Source organism: Parazoarcus communis (assembly GCF_003111645.1).
Lineage (GTDB): Bacteria > Pseudomonadota > Gammaproteobacteria > Burkholderiales > Rhodocyclaceae > Parazoarcus > Parazoarcus communis_A.
Genome location: NZ_CP022187.1, coordinates 1,283,467 through 1,301,989, shown reverse-complemented (window position 1 = coordinate 1,301,989; position 18,523 = coordinate 1,283,467). Strand labels below are relative to the sequence as shown.

Sequence of the window (18,523 nt, the reverse complement as noted above, 5' to 3'; positions counted from 1 at the left end):
ATCGCCTCAGCCCATGGCGATACGGGATATCGGGAGCAGGATGAGAGTCAGGGGAAGAGAAGGGCGCTTTGGTTTGCGCGTGTCGTGGCTGACAGCGGTGGCCGTCGTCATCGCGATGCTGATCGCGGCGCCGGTGCTGTCGGTGTTCTCGAACGTATTCGTTGGCGGGACGACCGGCACGTGGTCGCATCTGGCCGACACGGTGCTGGGTGAGTTCGTGAGCAATACGGTCATTCTGTGCATTGGCGTCGGTCTTGGCGTGTCCTCGATCGGGGTGACCACTGCGTGGCTGACGACCATGCATGACTTTCCCGGGCGGCGTGCCTTCGAGTGGGCGCTGATCCTGCCGCTGGCCGTGCCGGCCTACGTCATGGCCTATGTGTATACGGACTTTCTGCAGTTTGTCGGGCCGGTACAGACCTGGCTTCGCGACACCTTTGGCTGGACCCGGGCCGACTACTGGTTTCCTGACGTGCGTACGGTGGGTGGCGCGGTGGCCATGTTCATGTTCGTGCTCTATCCCTACGCCTACATGATCTCGCGCTCTGCCTTTCTGGAGCGGGCCGGCGGCATGCTCGAGGCGGGGCGTTCGCTTGGCCTCGGGCCGTGGGGATGCTTCTTCCGCGTGTCGCTGCCGCTGGCACGTCCGGCGGTTGTCGCCGGCACCGCCCTGGCGCTGATGGAGACGCTTGCCGATTTCGGCACGGTTGCCTACTTCGGCGTACAGACCTTCACCACCGGTATCTATCGGGCCTGGTTTTCGCTCGGCGACCGCATTGCCGCCGCACAGCTGTCGGCGGCACTGCTGCTGTTCGTGGTCATCGTGCTGGCGCTCGAACGTGCGACGCGTGGGCGGGCGCGTTTCAACAACACATCGCGCAACGCCGGTTCGACGATACGGCATCGGCTCTCGCCGCTGGCGGGCGCGGTTGCGGCATTTGCGTGCTTCATGCCGCTGTTTTTCGGCTTTCTGCTGCCGGCGGGCCTGCTGTTGCGGATGGCCTTCGGCGATGGCGATGCGCAGTTCGGCGAGCGTTTCGTGCAACTCGCAAGCAACAGCTTCACCCTGGCGGCGGTGACGGCGGTGCTGGCGGTGGTGCTGGCGGTCGTGCTGGCCTACGCTGCACGCATGGCACGTTCGCGGCTGCCGCTGGTGCTGAACCGGATTGTCGGGCTGGGCTATGCGGTCCCAGGCTCCGTGATTGCGGTCGGCGTGCTGATTCCGGTGACGCGGCTCGACAACTGGCTGATCGCGTGGTGGGAAGCCGCGTTCGGTGTGAATCCCGGGCTGCTTCTGACCGGCGGCATCGCGGCACTGGTCTACGCCTATCTTGCGCGCTTCCTGACCGTATCCCTGCAGACGGTGGAGTCCTCGCTGGGCAAGGTCACGCTGAGCATGGACGACGCTTCACGCAGCCTCGGCTACGGGAAGTGGGCGACGCTGCGGCGGGTGCATGTTCCGATTCTGCGCGGCAGCTTGCTGACCGCATCGCTGCTGGTGTTTGTCGATGTGATGAAGGAACTGCCTGCCACGCTGGTGATCCGCCCCTTCAACTTCGATACGCTGGCCACGCAGGCGCACACGCTCGCCTCTGACGAGCGTCTGACCGAGGCCTCGACTGCGGCACTGACCATCGTCGTCGTGGGGCTGTTGCCGATGTTCGTGATTTCGCAGCAGATCCTCAAGGGGCGGCGCGCAGGCTGACGCGCAGATGCGTCGCACAAGCCTTTCGTCGGGGTCTCGCTCGCCGCAGCTCGATGGGTCGGGCGGGGGCGCGTGCTGCGCTTGTCATGCGCACGCTTCGTCGGCTGTGCGGTGTGCCGGTGGAGCGCGCAGTGATCGATGATCGGAGGTGGCTGAAGCCGCGTTGCCACGGAGGCGCGATGCGCTAGGCAGAGGGCAAGGGCGGATGAGTGCTTGTGGATCAGGCCTTGCGCCCGCTGTGCTGGCCAGGCACGAAGGAAAACAGCCCACGTCACCCCGGAAGGGTGGCGTGGGCTGTTTGCGTTCGCGGACGCGTGATCAGCGATAGCCGGCGCGGTCGAAAATCTTCTGCGCTTCACCGACCGTGTCGGCCAGCTTCTGGATTGGCAGGGTGTCGGCCTTGAATTCACCGAGCTTGTCGAGCGCGGGATTGCTGACCTTCACGCTGGCGACCACCGGCCATTCGTTGTTGCCATCGGCGAAATACACCTGGGCTTCATCGGATGCCAGGTATTCGAGGAACTTGACCGCAGCCGCCTTGTTCGGGGACGTCTTCAGCATGCCCGCACCGGATACGTTGATATGGGTGCCCCAGGACTTCTGGTTGGGCCATACCGGCGTGATCTTGGCGACCACGGCCTGATCGTCGGGCTTGGTGGAGTTCATCAGGCGGGCGAGGTAGTAGCTGTTGGCGATGGCAATGCCACACTCGCCAGCGGCAACCGCCTTGATCTGATCGGTGTCGCCGCCCTTGGGTGCGCGCGCAAAGTTGGCGACGATGCCCTTGGCCCATTCCTCGGTCTTGGCCGCGCCGTCGTGCTGCACCAGCGCTGCGCCGAGCGAGAGGTTGTAGGGGTGGCTGCCGGAACGGGTGCACACCATGCCTTTCAGCGCCGGGTCTGCAAGGCCTTCATAGGTCTGCGCCTGCTCGGCCTTCACCATGTCCTTGTTGTAGACGATGACGCGGGCACGGGTGGAGTACGAGAACCAGTTGTCGGCACGCAGATGCGCGGGGATGCGCTCCTCAAGCAGCTTCGACTTCACCGGGGCGAAGATGCCCATTTCGTCGGCGTTGGCGAGGCGCGAAGCGTCTACCGCGATGAAGACGTCCGCAGGGCTGTTCGCGCCTTCGTTGCGGATACGCTCGAGCAATTCGTCTTCCTTGGCTTCGATCCGGTTGACCTTGATGCCGGTCTGCTTGGTGAAGTTGCCGTAGAGCGCTTCATCGGTCTGGTAGTGCCGTGCCGAGTAGATATTGACCTCGTTGTCGGCCGCAAGAGCCTGAGCACCGTAAATGCCAAAGCCTGCGAGCAGGGCGGATGCGAGAGCCTTTCTGATCATGAAGTGTTTGCCTTACAGAACGAGTTGTCGATGTCTGGATGGTAACGAGATTAATTCGCACTTGCAAATGGATCTTGTAATGGTCATCATGGTTGCGAATCATTCTCAATAAGGACTCATCATGAATGCCCTGCTCGTTGGTGCCGATCGTCTGGGAAACATTCCCGATGTGTTGCAGCAGTTTGGAATCCGAATCGCTGCGCACGTCAGTGGCAGGGACAGTGCGCACCAGCGGCGCAGTGCGCCCTTGCCCGCGGGCATCGAGATGGTGATTCTGTTTACCGACTTCATCGGGCACAACGTGATGCAGCGCTTTCGCGAGGCGGCCAGCCGCGAAGGGGTGAGCCTGGTCTGTTGCCGGCGCTCAGTGTGCGCACTGCAGCAGGCTTTGGGCAAACGGATTGCGATGGACAGTTGCGATCGCTGCGGTGCCTGCCCCGAGCGGAGCGCGACCGGCCGGCGCAGGCATTGAGCGCGCAGTCGTGCGAAGAATGTGAAGGCTGGGAAGGGGGGAGCGGGCAGGCAGAACCGCTCGCCAGCGTCAGGCGGCAGGCCGCTCAGTTGGTGAGTGCGGCGCTTGAACCCGTGGCGGATGCGTCGTCGTCGAGCAGTCGGCGGGCGCCGTTGAAGCGTTTGGCCCAGTAGCTGGTGCTCATGCTCTCGACCCGCACGCTGCCGCCGCTGGACGGCGAATGCACGAAACGTCCGTCGCCGAGATAGATGCCGACATGCGAGAAAGCGCGACGCATGGTGTTGAAGAACACCAGATCGCCAGGCTTGAGTTCCTGTTTCGCCACCTTGTCGCCACGGCTTGCCATTTCATGGGCGGTACGCGGCAGGTCAAGGCCGAGGGCGTTGCGGAAGACAGCCTGAACCAGACCACTGCAGTCGAAGCCGGTTTCGGGTGAGGTGCCGCCAAAACGGTAGCCAATCCCGAGGTAGCCCATGCTCTCGTTGACGAGGTTCTGGGCAGCGCTGGTGTAGCGCCCGATGAGGTTTGACTGTTCCGTCACTTCGTCCGTGGGTGCCGTCTGCGCGGAGACGGTTGCCGGTAGCGCGAGCAGCGCGCTTAGCAGCAGGGGCAGAAGGTGGACGGAAATTCGCATCGCCCGGACTATACGCACCACGGCGGTGCCTGTAAACCGCGAAGATGACGCAAGACTACCCGGTGGCCAGAACCGGCACGATGAGCGCGTGCCGCAGCGCGTCAGGTGTGGCGCTGCAGCTGGCGTCGCGCCCGTTCCACCTCGACCAGCGCACGTGGCGTACTGACGCCTTGTGCCAGCGCACGGGCCTGCGCGGCAAGCATGAGCTGGGCGATCACGAATGCGTCGCCGAGCGCATGATGGCGCTGGAAGGTTTCGATGTCGAAGGCTTCCATCCAGTCGGCAAGCCGCGCGTTGCGGTTGATCCGGTCGGGGAAGAGCGTCGGCAGCAGGATGAAGAGATCGAGCCAGATCAGCTCCGGAACGAAGCCGAGATGGGTGTCGAAGGCGCGCTCGAGCATGCTGCGGTTGAATCCCGCATTGAAGACCACCAGCGGTTCCTTGCCTGCAAATCTGAGCAACTCGGCCAGCGTTGCCGCGGGGTGTGGTTCCAGGGCCGCGTAGAAGCTGTTCTCGGGGGTGAGGATGCCTTCGTTGAGACCGATCGCTGCAACCGACAGCAGGGTGTCGTGATCGAGGTTGAGACCGCTCGCCTCGGTATTGACGATGGTGTATCTCGCTTCGAAATGCGGGCGGTTGGGGTCGCAGGCGGGGAGGGCTTTCCAGTCCGCTATGGTCTGCAGCACGTTGGTGTCGGGGCTTGTGGCGCCGTCGCGGCCGCCCATGAGTTTGGCCAGCCAGTTCATAGCTGGTAATCCAGTTTGAGGCGCAATTGCAGCTTGCGTGCCTGGCGGAAGGCTTCCTTTAGGATGCGACGATCGAGTTCGTTGAGCGTCTCGGGGTTCACCTTGTTGTCGGTGACGTCGTCGTGCTCGGTATCGAGATGCTGCGAGCGCAGGCGCAGAAGCTGGATGAAGTGAAAGCCGTCGATGATGGCCGACACTTCTTCGTTGGGCACGCCCATCTTGACCGCTGCCCTTCGCAGGCGCTGGACCGTGCTGCTCGATTCGGCGCCGGTGCGCAGTGCAAGGATGCGGGCGACATCGACGAAGAGGCGTGCGCCGGACTTCTTCAGGTCGATCATGCCGTCATCGTCGAGCACGAAGTCGCGGATGCGGCCCAGCGGCGGCACGACCTGCAGCGCATTGCTCGCCATCATGCGCTGGAAGGTGGCGTTCGATTTTGCGCTCTTGTTGAGCCAGGCGCGCAGGTGGTCGCCCAGCCGTTCGTTACCGTAGAGGACGCGGAAGTCGAAAAAGATGGATGCATTGAGCAGGGCTTGCGGATCGGGTTCGCGAATCCAGCTGCCGAAACGGCTGCGCCATTCGTCCAGTGTGAGGCACAGATCGGGATTGCTCGCCATGATGTTGCCCTTGCACAGCGGGAAACCGCAGGCGGCAAGATTGTCATTGACCTCACGTGCAAACTTGACCAGCCGGACCCGCAGTTTCTCGAGCTCCTGCAGCTCGGGGCAGACCCAGATGATGCCGTTGTCCTGGTCGGTCGACAGCGTCTGCTCATGTCGCCCCTCGGAGCCGAAGGACAGCCACGCGAAATCGATGCCATACAGGTCGTGGTGTTCAAGCGCCAGGCTGATGATGCGGCGCGTCAGCGCATCGTTGAGCGCGGAGATGAACTGCGTGAGCTGTTCGGCGCCGATGCCCTGGGCGATCAGGTTCAGCGCCAGCTGACGGATGTCCTGGCTTGCGCGTTGCAGCGCCTTGGCCTCGGTCGCACTCTCGATGCCGGCGCGGATCTGACGCAGGCTGATGCGCTGCAGGGAGAACAGATCGCGTTCTGACACCACGCCTTGCAGCCTGCCATCGGCGTCGATGACCAGCAGGTGGCGAACGCCGTGGGTCGCCATCGCGAGCGCGGCATCATAGGCCGAAGCCGTGCTGAGCAGCTCATGCGGGTTGGCCGTCATGACCTCGCTGATCGGAAGGGACAGGTCTACGCCGGGCAGCAGCAAGCGTGGCAGAAGGTCGCTCTGGGTGAGCACCCCGAGCGGACGCTGCTCGGCATCGGCGATGACCATGCAGCCGATGTGAAGCTCCGCCATCTTTTCCAGTGCTTCACGGGTGCTGCAATCCGGGGCTACGAAGACGGGCTCCTGCTTGACCAGCTGGGCCAGCGGCGTGGTCATGGTCTGCTGTTCTGCCGCACGCTGCGAGAAGGTAGTCTGGAGCTGCTGCCGCGACTGGTTGAGCAGACTGGCAATGTACTGGGTGCAGAACAGATGGAAGACCGGGCTCATCTGCATCAGCTGCATGAAGTCGTCGGCGGTGATCTGGAAGCAGAAGCTGTCTTCGACCGCCACGTAGGCGTTGGTCGAAGGCCGGCTCGCCGAAATGGCGCCGATCGGGAAGCACTCGCCGGGACCCATCGACATGCTGGCGTATTCGGTGACCACGGTTGCGCCGGTCTGGCGCGACTGCACCTTGCCGCGCTGGATGATGTAGAAGTGCCTCGCCTGCCCCATTTCCGGGGTCAGGATCTCGTTGCCGCGCGCATGGAAAGCCAGCGCAGCCCGTTGCGCCAGAAACGCCAGCGCTTCTGGCTCCATCCGGTTGAAGGGGGAGAAGCGCTTCAGGAAGTCAGAGCTGGCGCCGACCAGCATGTCGGGGGCTGTAACAGTCATGGCCTGTGAATCAGATGTCAATCGCCGGATTATAGGCTTTGACCCGGCACCCCGGGACTGATCTGCGACAAGCCCGGGTGCCTGAGCGGATTGCGAGCGCCTCAGATCCGCTGTTCGAAGTGCGCCACCAGCAGTTTGAGCTCGCGTGCGGTATCTTCCAGGCCTGCCGCAGCCGCTTCGACGTCGGCCACCGTGCCGAGATTGCGCTCGGTGATTCCGCTCATGCGCTCCATGATGCCGGCGACGTCGGTCGACGCCTGTTGCTGTTGCGACAGCATGTGCTTCACGTCCTCGGCATTCGATGACACGGCGGTGTTGGCAATCGAGATCTGCTCGAGTTCGCCGGCAAGCGTCTGAATCGCCTCGACGCTGCGACTCACGCCGGACTGAAGGCCGGCCATGCTCTCAGTGACGCTGGACTCACGCTCCGCGATCTCGGTCACCAGGCGGGCAATGTCTTCGGTGCTGCGCTGGGTTTGACCGGCCAGTTCGGTGACTTCGCCCGCCACCACCGCAAAGCCGCGGCCCTGCTCGCCTGCACGGGCGGCCTCGATCGCCGCATTGAGTGCGAGCAGGTTGGTGCGCTTGGCAATGCCGCTGATGGCCTCGGCAACCGCCCCGATCTTCTTCACCGACGCCCCCAGCGCCGCCATCATGCGCTGGTTCTCCTCGACGGCGGACACCACCAGGCGCGTGTTCTCGGCTGCGAGCGACATGTTGCGTTGCCCGTCCTGTGTGATCTTCAGCGCCTGACCGGCCTGTCTGGCGCTGTCTTCGGTTGCACTGGCGATTTCGCCTACGGATACCGCAAGCTGCTCCATGGCAGCCGCAGAGGACGAGACCTGATCCGCCTGATCGGACGAGCCCTGATGCAGTTTGTTGGCGCCCCGATGGAGCACGCTTGCTTCCGCTGAAGTGTCGCTGGCGGATGCAACCACATCGCCTATCAGGGCGCGCAGGCTCACCTGCATCGAACGCAGGGCCGTGCGCAGATCACGGACTTCGCGGCAGCCGGCGTCGGCGACCTCGGCCTTGAGATTGCCTTCGGCAATCTGGCGGAACAGGCCGAGCATGTTCTTCAGCGGTGTGACCACGGCTGTCTTGATCGACATCCACAGCGCGAGAGCGAGTACCGCCTGAGCGCCCAGCAGCGCAAACGCCGCCCAGCCGTCCACGAAGGCCTGAGCGGCGGCCAGTGCAAGGATCAGCGCGAGGCCGACAGCACTTGTTGCGCCGAGCGACACGCCAGCGCCGATTGCGGTCGGCTGCAGTGTCTGGCGGCCTTCACTGACTGCACGGTAGAGGGCTTCCGCTTCGCTTCGTGCCTGCTGACTGGGTGCGCTGCGTACCGACATGTAGCCGACGTGCCGGCCGTCATCGGTTACTGGGGTGATGTAGGCGTCCACCCAGTAGAAGCCCCCGGACTTGGTCCTGTTCTTCACCATTCCGCGCCATGGCGCACCCGCTGCGATGGTTCGCCAGAGGTCGGCGAACGCAGCCTTGGGCATGTCGGGATGACGAACGATATTGTGGTTCGATCCGATGAGCTCTTCGCGGCTGTATTCGCTGATCTGGACGAAGGCCGGATTGGCGTAGGTGATGACACCCTTGAGATCGGTCTTGGTGACGATGGGGCGTCGCGGATCGAGAAAGGATTCCTTCCCCGCTGCTCTGGTGTTCGTAGTGCTCATGGGGCGCGCTTCCGTATTGGCGGAGGGCCCGGCAACCCATGCCCGGCCGGGTCCGGGCAGCAGTTGTCGGGCGGGACTGTCTGATTAACGGCGTGATGCCGGCAATACTTGAATTTTCGTCGGGGCAGCATCCCGCAAGGGCGCTGTCGATGAGTGTCCGTGTGCGTAGCAAGGACGCAAGACGGAACCGGGGTCACCCGGGCCTGAGCGCCTTCGCGCCCGGCCCGGGTGACCCCGGGTTGTGCCTTTCGGGCTGACTTAGAGCACTTCTGCCGCGTGGTCGGCGAGGCGGGAGCGTTCGCCGCGCTGCAGGGTGATGTGGCCCGAATGCAGCCAGCCCTTGAAACGATCGACCGCAAACGTGAGGCCGGACGAGCCTTCGGTGAGGTAGGGCGTGTCGATCTGGGCGACGTTGCCCAGGCAGACCACCTTGGTGCCGGGGCCGGCGCGGGTGATCAGGGTCTTCATCTGCTTGGGCGTCAGGTTCTGCGCTTCGTCGATGATCAGGAACTTGTTGATGAAGGTGCGCCCGCGCATGAAGTTCAGGCTCTTGATCTTGATCCGGCTGCGGATCAGGTCGCGTGTTGCGGCGCGACCCCAGTCGCCACCTTCGCCCGTCGTTCCGTTGAGCACGTCGAGGTTGTCCTCGAGCGCGCCCATCCACGGCGCCATCTTCTCTTCCTCGGTGCCGGGCAGAAAGCCGATGTCCTCGCCCACCGGCACGGTGACCCGGGTCATGATGATCTCGGAATAACGCTTGGTCTCGAGCACCTGGGTCAGACCTGCTGCCAGCGTCAGCAGCGTCTTGCCCGTGCCGGCCTGGCCGAGCAGGGTGACGAAATCGATCTCGGGGTTCATCAGCAGGTTGAGGGCGAAATTCTGCTCACGGTTGCGCGAGGTAATCCCCCAGATGTTGTTCTTCTGGTGGCTGTAGTCGGTGAGGGTTTCCAGCACCACGACGCGACCGCTTTGCTCCTTCACCAGCGTTTCGAGCGGTGTTTCGCCATCCTGGTAAAGGAACTCGTTGACCTGCAGGTCTGCGGTCAGCGGGCCCTGCAGGCGGTAGTAGGTGTGGCCGTCGTTCTTCCACGACTCCATGCCCTTGGCGTGGGTCTCCCAGAAGTCCGCGGGCAGTTCGCGCGTGCCGGTGTAGAGGAGATCGGTATCCTCGAGCACCTTGTCGTTGAAGTAGTCCTGCGCCTCAAGGCCGAGCGCGCGGGCCTTGATCCGCATGTTGATGTCCTTGGACACCAGGATCACGCCACGGCCAGGTTCCTTTTCGGCCAGGAACATGACGACAGCCAGGATCTGGTTGTCGCCCTTGGCCGTGGGCAGCGCTGCCGGCAGGGTGACATTGATCGCTTCGGTCTGCAGGAAGAGCTTGCCGGTCGCGAGGTCGCGCGACGGGCCCTTGAGCTCGATCCCCGCCTCGATGCCGTCGGGCGAGGCGGTGACGATCTCGTCCATCATGCGACTGGCCTGGCGGGCGTTGCGCGCGACTTCGGACATGCCCTTCTTGTTGTTGTCGAGCTCCTCGAGCGTCATGATCGGCACGTAGATGTCGTGCTCTTCAAAACGGTAGAGGCTGGTCGGGTCGTGCATCAGCACGTTGGTGTCGAGGACGAAGAGTTTGGTCTTCGGCGCGGCGCGGCGGCGGGTCGTCTTCTTGGTAGTGGCAGCTGGCATTTTCGAGGACCTTTGGGCGGGATCAGAGCGACTGGACAAAAGCGAGGACTTCCTCTGCATGGCCGGGTACCTTGACCCCGCGCCACTCGCGTGCCACCGAGCCGTCGGTGGAGAGCACGAAGGTGCTGCGCTGAATGCCGCGCACCTGCTTCCCGTACATGTTTTTCATCTTGATCACGTCGAAGATGGTGCAGGCGGTTTCGTCGGCGTCCGAGATCAGCTCGAACGGCAGTTCGAGCTTGGCCTTGAAGTTTTCGTGCGACTTCAGGCTGTCGCGGGAAATGCCGAACACTTCACAACCGGCCGCCGCAAACGCTGCGTGCAGCGCGCCGAAGTCCCGCGTTTCGTTGGTGCAGCCGGGCGTGTTGTCCTTGGGATAAAAGTACAGCACGACTTTCTTTCCGCGCAAAGCCGACAAGCTCACAGTCTGGCCACTGGTGGCGGGAAGACTGAAATCGGCGGGGGGGATTGCTGTCATTGCGTCTCCTGTCGTGGGTGTTGGCGCAGCGTACCGGACAGAGGGTATTCATGACAATTACCGCAAGATGACTGGGCGTTGCCGCCGGCTTACTGTGCAGGGTCGAAGAGCAGGGCGGCAGCCACCGAGCGCCCCTCGCCGACGAGTACGTTGTAGGTGCGGCAAGCAGCGGGCAAATCCATGATTTCGAAGCCAATCCGGGCGTCGATGAGCGGGCGCAGCAGGGCGGGCGACGGGAAGCGCTGGCGGGCGCCGGTTCCGATGAGCACGATTTCCACGTCCACCGAGCACACCTGAGCGAGATCGTCGGCACTGAGTCCGGCAAAGCCGCCCGGCGCCCAGTCGGCGACGATGCGCTCGGCGGTGAGGATCAGGTTGCCATCGTGGCGGACCTTGTTGATCAGGACATGGTCTGCACCGTAGCCGGTCACGGTGTTGATGCTGTCAGGCTGGTCTTGATGTAGCTTCATGGCTTTACATTCGAGAAGTAGGTCGGGGCAAATTGCCGCGCCGGGGCGGCGGGGCTAAGATAGCAACCTTTTCTCCATTTGCGCGAGCAGGACTTTCCTGTCACAGGTGGCGAACCGGCGCTCCGCGGTATTCCGGGGGCAGACATAAAGGACGAAGGACATGAAAGCGGCAACGACTTTGAATCTGGCAACGGCACCCACGGAACCTGTGCTCCGGGCCGAGGCCGCCGCCGCGCGTCCGATTCGCAAGTCTGCCAAGCTCGCCGACGTCTGTTACGACATCCGCGGGCCGGTGCTCGTTCGCGCCAAGCAGATGGAAGACGAAGGACTCAAGATCATCAAGCTGAACATCGGCAATCTGGCCGCGTTCGGCTTCGATTCGCCCGAAGAAATCCAGATGGACATGATCCGCAACCTGCCCAATTCGGCAGGCTATTCGGATTCGAAGGGCATCTTCGCCGCGCGCAAGGCAGTGATGCACTACACGCAGCAGAAGAACATCAAGAATGTCGGGATCGAGGATATCTACATCGGCAACGGCGTCTCCGAGCTCATCGTCATGGCGATGAATGCACTGCTCAACGCCGGTGACGAGGTGCTGGTGCCGGCCCCCGATTACCCGCTGTGGACCGCTGCGGTGAGTCTGTCCGGCGGCAAGCCGGTGCACTACATGTGCGACGAGGCTGCAGGCTGGCTGCCCGACATCGAAGACATGCGCGCCCGGATCACCCCCAATACGCGGGCGATCGTGGTCATCAACCCGAACAACCCGACCGGCGCGGTGTATCCCGATTCGGTGCTGAAGCAGATCGTCGCGCTCGCACGCGAACACGACCTGATCCTGTACTCGGACGAGGTGTACGACAAGGTGCTGTACGACGGCATCGAACACACTTCGCTGGCTGCGCTGTCCGAAGACGTGCTCACCATCATCTTCAACGGACTGTCGAAGAACTACCGCTCCTGCGGCTATCGCGCCGGCTGGATGGTGGTGTGTGGCGACAAGCGTCATGCTCAGGACTACATCGAAGGCCTCAACATGCTGGCCTCGATGCGACTGTGCGCCAACGTTCCCGGGCAGTACGCCATCCAGACTGCGCTCGGTGGCTATCAGAGCATCAACGACCTCGTGGCTGAAGGCGGGCGCATGCGCCGTCAGCGTGACCTCGCCTGGGAGCTGATCAACGCCATCCCGGGGGTGAGTTGCGTCAAGCCGCAGGCCACGCTCTACATGTTCCCGAAGCTCGATCCGAAGGTCTATCCGATCGTCGACGATCAGGCCTTCATCGCTGAACTGCTCGAGGAAGAGCGCGTGCTGCTGGTGCAGGGCACCGGCTTCAACTGGCCGCAACCGGACCACTTCCGCCTCGTCTTCCTGCCGCATGAAGACGACCTGCGCGACGCAGTCGGGCGCATTGCCCGCTTCCTCGAAAACTATCGCAAACGTCACGGCACCTGAGCCGTGGCGTTCCAATTCTTCAACGACCAACACGGAAGCACTGAATGAAACCGATCAACGTGGGCCTGCTGGGCATCGGTACCGTCGGCGGCGGCACCTTTACCGTCCTCAAACGCAACGAAGAGGAAATTACCCGTCGCGCAGGTCGGCCGATTCGTATTACCACGGTGGCGGACAAGAACCTCGCTCTCGCGCGTGAAGTCGCGGGTGACGACGTCAGGCTGACCGACGACGCCTTCTCCGTGGTCACCGACCCCGAAATCGACATCGTCATCGAGCTGATCGGTGGCTATGGTGTGGCGCGCGAACTCGTGCTCAAGGCCATCGAAAACGGCAAGCATGTGGTCACGGCCAACAAGGCGCTGCTCGCCGTGCATGGCAACGAGATCTTCGCCGCAGCCCAGGAAAAGGGCGTGATGGTGGCGTTCGAGGCCGCAGTGGCCGGTGGCATCCCCATCATCAAGGCACTGCGCGAAGGCCTGTCGGCCAACCGCATCCAGTGGCTGGCGGGCATCATCAACGGCACCACCAACTTCATCCTGTCCGAGATGCGCGACCGCGGGCTGCCGTTTGCCGAAGTGCTCAAGGAAGCGCAGGCGCTGGGCTACGCCGAAGCCGACCCCACCTTCGACATCGAAGGCGTCGACGCCGCGCACAAGGCCACGATCATGAGCGCCATTGCATTCGGTATCCCGATGCAGTTCGACAAGGCGCACATCGAGGGCATCACCAAGCTCGAGTCGATCGACATCAGCTACGCCGAACAACTCGGCTATCGCATCAAGCTGCTCGGCATTGCCAAGAAGCGTGACGATGGCGTCGAGCTGCGCGTGCATCCGACCCTGATCCCCGAGAAGCGTCTGATCGCCAACGTCGAAGGCCCGATGAACGCCGTGCTGGTACAGGGCGATGCCGTTGGCGCCACCCTGTATTACGGCAAGGGCGCCGGCGCCGAGCCGACCGCTTCGGCCGTGATCGCCGACCTGGTCGATGTCACCCGCCTGCATACCGCCGATCCCGAGCACCGCGTACCGCATCTGGCCTTCCAGCCGGATCAGGTGCAGGACCTTTCGGTGCTGCCGATCGACGAGATCATCACCTCCTACTACCTGCGCATGCGGGTCGAGGATCAGCCGGGCGTGCTGGCCGACATCACCCGCATTCTGGCCGACAGCGACATCTCGATCGACGCGATGATCCAGAAGGAACCGGCCGAGGGCGAGTCGCAGACCGACATCATCATGCTCACGCATCAGACGGTGGAGAAGAACGCCAACGCCGCCATTGCCCGCATCGAGGCACTGGATGTTGTCAAAGGCAAGGTCACCCGACTTCGTCTCGAAACGCTCTGATCTGACTCTCCGCACCGCGCCCCAGGGCGCGGTTCTGCTTTCTGGCGCCACTTTTTCTGACGGCATGCGGTCCATGCCGTGTGTGGAGCGACCCGCATGCGACATGTAGAGAAGCATCACACCCAACGCATCGGCTGGCTTCGAGCGGCGGTGCTTGGCGCCAACGACGGCATCGTGTCCACCTCCAGCCTCATCCTTGGCGTGGCAGCGGCAGAGGCGTCCTCCTCCAGCATCCTGATTGCAGGTGTGGCCGGCATGGTCGCCGGGGCGATGTCGATGGCCGCAGGTGAATACGTTTCGGTGAGCTCGCAGTCCGACACCGAACGGGCCGACATTGAGCGCGAGCGCAGGGAGCTCCTCGCTGACCCCGAGCACGAGCTGATGGAGCTGACCTCCATCTACGTCGGGCGCGGGCTCGATCGCGAGCTTGCCGGGCAGGTCGCCGCCCAGCTGATGACCCATGATGCACTCGGCGCCCACGCACGTGACGAACTCGGCATCTCGGATACGGTCACGGCGCGGCCGGTTCAGGCTGCGCTGTCTTCGGCCGCGGCGTTCTCCGTCGGGGCGGCGCTGCCGCTGCTCGTGGTGTTGCTGGTGCCGGTGTCGGCGCTGATGTGGTCGGTATCAGGCAGTTCGCTTCTTTTCCTTGCCCTGCTCGGGGCGCTTGCGGCCAATGCGGGCGGGGCGCCGGTTCTCACGTCAGTCATCCGCGTCGGTTTCTGGGGCGCGCTCGCCATGGCGCTGACCGCCGGGGTCGGGGCCCTGTTCGGCGTCATGGTCTGATCCCGCCCGGCGGAGCGGCACGGGCTGGCTGAGCCCCGCTTCACGCGGACGGTTTGGGGCAGTGGCTGGTGACCCGCTCCATTTCGTGTGTCGCGAGTCCGACACTGGTTGTGGCATTGCCCTCGCCGGTACTCCACCACATCGACACCCAGGCGCGGCCGTCCGCGTCGAAGCGTTCGATCTCGCAGATCGCGCCCAGCATGAATTCGAACATCTCGCGTTCATCGTCGTCGATGTCGGAATCCATGCTGATGCTGAGAATGCGAACCTCATCGCCGATCTGGACAGGGTTTCCGTGCTTGTCGGTACGGCTGGCAAGTGCCTGCATGATGCGCTCCATTTGGTCGCGAGGGTGCAGACGCCTGCACCCCTCCCGTGACCCGGAAAGCATGATGAGTGCCAGATCGATGCTTTGCACCCGTCGAACCGGCGAGCCGGTCAGGTCCGCGTTCGGGCCATCGTTTAGCCGGTGAAGCCTTCGAGCACGATCTTGCCGCGCGCCTTGCCGGACTCGAGCAGCGCATGTGCCCGTTTCAGGTTGGCGGCGTTGATGCTGCCGAAGTGTTCGGCGGCCGTGCTGCGGATCGTGCCGGCGTCGACCAGGCGGGCCATTTCGTCGAGCAGGCGGTGCTGGGCGATCATGTCCTCGGTGCCGAACATCGAGCGCGTAAACATCAGTTCCCAGTGCAGCGACACGCTCTTGCGCTTGAGCAGGCGGACGTCGATGGGCTCAGGGTCGTCGATGAGACCGAACTTGCCCTGCGGCGCGATGGCTTCGACGATGTGCGGGAAATGCTGGTCGGTCTTGGTCAGGCTGACGACGTGGGTCACCTGGTCAATGCCGATGCGCCTGAGCTCTTCGGCGAGCGGACGGGTGTGATTGATGACGTGATGCGCGCCCAGTTCGCGCACCCAGGCCTCGGTCTCTGGCCGAGATGCGGTGCCGATCACCGTGGCGCCGGTAAGACGACGGGCGAGCTGGGTCATGATCGAACCGACGCCGCCAGACGCGCCAATGATCAGCAGGCGCTCGTTGGTCGGCGTGGTGTCGGCCTTCAGGCGCAGACGGTCGAAAAGCATCTCCCACGCCGTGATCGAGGTCAGCGGCAGGGCTGCGGCCTGGGCGAAATCGAGCGATGCGGGCATGTGCCCGACGATGCGCTCGTCCACCAGGTGGAGTTCGGCATTGGTGCCCGGACGGGTGATGTCGCCGGCGTACCAGACGCGGTCGCCGACCTTGAACTGCGTTACGTCAGGGCCTGCTGCACGCACAACCCCGGTGGCATCCCAGCCCAGCACTTTCCATCCACCGGCCTCTGCGCTGGCGTTGGCCCGGACCTTGGTATCCACCGGATTGACCGAAATGGCCTTGACCTCGACCAGCAGATCGCGACCGGTGGCAACGGGTTCGGGCAGGACGACATCCTGCAGGCCGTTTTCATCGGTGATCGGGTGGGCGTTCTGATAGGCGATGGCTTTCATGCTGATTCCTTCTTCGTGATCGGTGCGTTGCGAATGTCTGGATGATGCACGACTTCATTGCGCGGAAAAACGCCGATAATGAAGAAGGTATTTCAAACAAGATTTGATAATGATTGCGCTCAAGGATCTCGAAATCTTCGTCCGCACCGTTCAGGGCGGCAGCCTCAGCGCCGCGGCGCGCATGATGGACATCACCCCGGCTGCGGCAAGCGCCTCGCTCAAACGGCTCGAAGCCGATCTCGGCGTGCGGCTCTTTGTGCGCTCCACACGGAGTCAGCGACTGTCGCAGGAGGGGGAAGCCTATCTGCAGCATTGTCTGCAGGCGCTGGAGTTGCTTGATCAGGGCAGACGGGCGGCAACGGCCGGACAACTCGAACTCAGCGGCAGCCTGCAGCTATCCATCCCGTCAGACATCGGGCGGCGTCTGCTGTTGCCATGGCTGGACGAGTTTGTTGCGGACTATCCGCGCCTGCAGTTGCGGGTGCAGGTGTCGGACCGGGTTGCGGATGTATTTCAGCAGCCGGTGGATATTGCGATCCGCTACGGCAATCCGCCGGACTCGAGGATGGTGGCCTTGCCCCTCGCGCCCAGCAACCGACGGGTGTTGTGTGCATCGCCGGCCTATCTCGAACGTCATGGCAGGCCCGAAACGCCTGCCGATCTCGTTCGGCACAACTGCCTGTGCTTCATGCTCAGCGATCAGGTGCACGATCGCTGGCGCTTTTCACGTGATGGCGAAGAGAGCCTGGTCAACGTCAGGGGCAACCGCATCGCCGACGATGGCGAGACGGTCAGGCGCTGGGCCGTGGCCGGACATGGGATCGCCTACAAATCGCGGCTCGACACCGAGCAGGACCTGCGCGATGGGCGCCTGGTGGCGCTGTGCACTGCATGGTCGGGGGAGTCCAGCCCGCTCAACCTGCTGTGTGCCAGCCGGCGCCAGATCGGCCCTGCGGTGCAGTTGCTGCGCCAGCATCTGCAAGGGCGGATCGATCAACTCGCGGCGGGTGCTTGATGCCAGCCTGCTGGTGAACGTGCGCGCTGCGGGCGGCAGTGCGCCCGGCAGCGAGAGGGGCACTTACTGCGCGTTGCGGATGCGGGCAGGTCCGAGCGCGGCCTCGCTGATCCCCTCGGCCGCAATGTGGGCCGGCAGCGGCAGCTGTCGCACCAGCGCTGCGCAGGCTTCACCCATTGCAGCGGCGGTCTGGATGCCGTAGCCACCCTGTGCGGCCACCCAGAAGAAACCGGGCACACGATCATCGAAACCGCCGACCAGCCCGCCGTCGGAAGCGAAAGTGCGCAGGCCGGCCCACGGGGTTCGCGGGCGGCTTGCGTCCAGCGTGGTCATCTCTTCGACGCGGTACATCGCCAGGGCAATATCCAGGTCTTCGGGCTGTACATCCTGCGGCGGTACCGGGTCGGCATTTGCGGGTGAGGCGAGCAAGGCGCCTGCATCGGGCTTGATGTACCAGTCCTCCGCTGCGCCGAGCACCATCGGCCAGTGTGCGGTGGGCATGTCGGCGGGTGCGGGCAGGATGCAGGCCGTGCGCCGCTTGGGTACCAGTCCCAGCGGTGCGACACCCGCCAGCCCGGCGACGATGTCGGCCCAGGCGCCGGCGGCATCGATCAGCACCGGTGCCGTCCACGTGCGTGTGCCGGCGCTAAGGGTCCAGACCTCGCCGCTGCGCTCGACGGCGCTGAGCTCGGCGTCGCACACGACCTGACCGCCGGCGTGGCGTACCCCCTTGAGAAAGCCCTGATGCAATGCGTTGACGTCGATATCGAAGGCGCCCTCTTCATACACTGCAGCCGCGACCTGCGACGGACGCAGGGCCGGCACCATGGCGCAGGCCTCGGCCGCAGACAGACGGCGGGCCGTGGATGAGGTGGTCTGCAGCTCGCGCCAGAAGTCATCGAGGTGTGGCAACTGGTCCGGTGTGGCCACGACCAGCACCCCACGCGGGCTCAGCAAGGGGTGGCCGGTGAAGCCTGCAGGGGGCGACTGCATGAAAGACAGGCTTGCGCGGGTGAGTGCCCGCACCTGAGCGTTTCCGTAACTTGGCACGAAGATCGCGGCGGAGCGTCCGGTGGCGTGATAGCCGGGCTGCGATTCGCGTTCGAGGATGAGGACGCGGACGAAGGGCGCCAGCCAGTATCCGATCGAGGCACCGGCAATGCCCGCGCCGACAATGATGAAGTCCGCATCGGTTCGAGCCTGCGTTTCCGAGTTCACTGTTGTCCCTGTTGTGTGCAAAGGGTGAACTCTGGCGCAGATCCTGAGCCGCGTCCAACGTCATGGTTGCGGCGCGGAGCCCCCCGTGCTGCC

Annotated in this window: 17 protein-coding genes; 6 read left to right on the top strand and 11 right to left on the bottom strand. The window is 63.9% G+C overall.

Annotated elements, in window-relative coordinates; all coding sequences use genetic code 11:
- Positions 1–40 precede the first annotated feature (40 nt).
- The gene (locus CEW83_RS05960; protein WP_108948522.1) at positions 41–1,705 is read left to right on the top strand and encodes an ABC transporter permease; all 1,665 of its coding nucleotides are present in this window, start codon (positions 41–43) and stop codon (positions 1,703–1,705) included.
- Between the two features lie 318 nt (positions 1,706–2,023).
- Here the strand turns inward: CEW83_RS05960 and CEW83_RS05955 are convergent, their stop codons facing one another.
- Complete coding sequence (locus CEW83_RS05955; RefSeq protein WP_108948521.1) at positions 2,024–3,046, bottom strand: Fe(3+) ABC transporter substrate-binding protein; 1,023 nt, start codon at positions 3,044–3,046, stop codon at positions 2,024–2,026.
- A gap of 121 nt (positions 3,047–3,167) precedes the next feature.
- Between CEW83_RS05955 and CEW83_RS05950 the strand changes: the two genes are divergently transcribed.
- Positions 3,168–3,518, top strand: a complete 351-nt coding sequence (locus tag CEW83_RS05950) for a DUF2325 domain-containing protein (protein WP_108948520.1) — start codon at positions 3,168–3,170, stop codon at positions 3,516–3,518.
- Positions 3,519–3,603: 85 nt separating this feature from the next.
- Here the strand turns inward: CEW83_RS05950 and CEW83_RS05945 are convergent, their stop codons facing one another.
- The 7 genes from CEW83_RS05945 to CEW83_RS05915 form a co-directional block, all read right to left on the bottom strand.
- Positions 3,604–4,152: a C40 family peptidase gene (locus tag CEW83_RS05945; protein WP_199915214.1), complete on the bottom strand. Its 549-nt coding sequence runs from the start codon at positions 4,150–4,152 to the stop codon at positions 3,604–3,606.
- A 101-nt stretch (positions 4,153–4,253) separates the two neighbouring features.
- Entirely contained in the window at positions 4,254–4,898 is a 645-nt protein-coding gene (locus CEW83_RS05940; protein ID WP_108948519.1) for a 3'-5' exonuclease, read from the bottom strand.
- Positions 4,895–6,793: a DUF294 nucleotidyltransferase-like domain-containing protein gene (locus tag CEW83_RS05935; RefSeq protein ID WP_108948518.1), complete on the bottom strand. Its 1,899-nt coding sequence runs from the start codon at positions 6,791–6,793 to the stop codon at positions 4,895–4,897. Before CEW83_RS05935 ends, CEW83_RS05940 begins: the two co-directional genes overlap by 4 nt.
- 101 nt (positions 6,794–6,894) lie before the next feature.
- Positions 6,895–8,484, bottom strand: coding sequence for a methyl-accepting chemotaxis protein (locus tag CEW83_RS05930; protein ID WP_108948517.1), 1,590 nt, complete (start codon positions 8,482–8,484; stop codon positions 6,895–6,897).
- 258 nt (positions 8,485–8,742) lie between these two features.
- Positions 8,743–10,170 carry a PhoH family protein gene (locus tag CEW83_RS05925; RefSeq protein WP_108948516.1) on the bottom strand — a complete coding sequence of 476 codons (1,428 nt, stop codon included), beginning with the start codon at positions 10,168–10,170 and terminating at the stop codon, positions 8,743–8,745.
- A gap of 22 nt (positions 10,171–10,192) precedes the next feature.
- On the bottom strand, positions 10,193–10,648 hold the full coding sequence (locus CEW83_RS05920; protein WP_108948515.1) for a peroxiredoxin: 456 nt from the start codon (positions 10,646–10,648) through the stop codon (positions 10,193–10,195).
- An 89-nt stretch (positions 10,649–10,737) separates the two neighbouring features.
- On the bottom strand, positions 10,738–11,118 hold the full coding sequence (locus tag CEW83_RS05915; RefSeq protein ID WP_108948514.1) for an Mth938-like domain-containing protein: 381 nt from the start codon (positions 11,116–11,118) through the stop codon (positions 10,738–10,740).
- A 160-nt stretch (positions 11,119–11,278) separates the two neighbouring features.
- Here CEW83_RS05915 and CEW83_RS05910 point away from each other — a divergent pair, with 160 nt between their 5' ends.
- The 3 genes from CEW83_RS05910 to CEW83_RS05900 all read left to right on the top strand — a co-directional run bounded on the left by CEW83_RS05910 (position 11,279) and on the right by CEW83_RS05900 (position 14,715).
- Positions 11,279–12,577: a pyridoxal phosphate-dependent aminotransferase gene (locus CEW83_RS05910; RefSeq protein WP_108948513.1), complete on the top strand. Its 1,299-nt coding sequence runs from the start codon at positions 11,279–11,281 to the stop codon at positions 12,575–12,577.
- A 44-nt stretch (positions 12,578–12,621) separates the two neighbouring features.
- Positions 12,622–13,929, top strand: coding sequence for a homoserine dehydrogenase (locus tag CEW83_RS05905; protein ID WP_108948512.1), 1,308 nt, complete (start codon positions 12,622–12,624; stop codon positions 13,927–13,929).
- A gap of 96 nt (positions 13,930–14,025) precedes the next feature.
- Positions 14,026–14,715, top strand: a complete 690-nt coding sequence (locus tag CEW83_RS05900; protein WP_108948511.1) for a VIT1/CCC1 transporter family protein — start codon at positions 14,026–14,028, stop codon at positions 14,713–14,715.
- A gap of 40 nt (positions 14,716–14,755) precedes the next feature.
- Here CEW83_RS05900 and CEW83_RS05895 read toward each other — a convergent pair whose 3' ends face one another.
- Positions 14,756–15,043, bottom strand: coding sequence for a hypothetical protein (locus CEW83_RS05895; protein ID WP_159098210.1), 288 nt, complete (start codon positions 15,041–15,043; stop codon positions 14,756–14,758).
- Between the two features lie 134 nt (positions 15,044–15,177).
- Positions 15,178–16,197, bottom strand: a complete 1,020-nt coding sequence (locus CEW83_RS05890; protein ID WP_108948509.1) for a zinc-binding alcohol dehydrogenase family protein — start codon at positions 16,195–16,197, stop codon at positions 15,178–15,180.
- 109 nt (positions 16,198–16,306) lie between these two features.
- Between CEW83_RS05890 and CEW83_RS05885 the strand changes: the two genes are divergently transcribed.
- The gene (locus tag CEW83_RS05885) at positions 16,307–17,212 is read left to right on the top strand and encodes a LysR family transcriptional regulator (RefSeq protein WP_108948508.1); all 906 of its coding nucleotides are present in this window, start codon (positions 16,307–16,309) and stop codon (positions 17,210–17,212) included.
- Positions 17,213–17,275: 63 nt separating this feature from the next.
- Here the strand turns inward: CEW83_RS05885 and CEW83_RS05880 are convergent, their stop codons facing one another.
- Entirely contained in the window at positions 17,276–18,430 is a 1,155-nt protein-coding gene (locus CEW83_RS05880) for an NAD(P)/FAD-dependent oxidoreductase (protein WP_108948507.1), read from the bottom strand.
- Between the last annotated feature and the right edge of the window lie 93 nt (positions 18,431–18,523).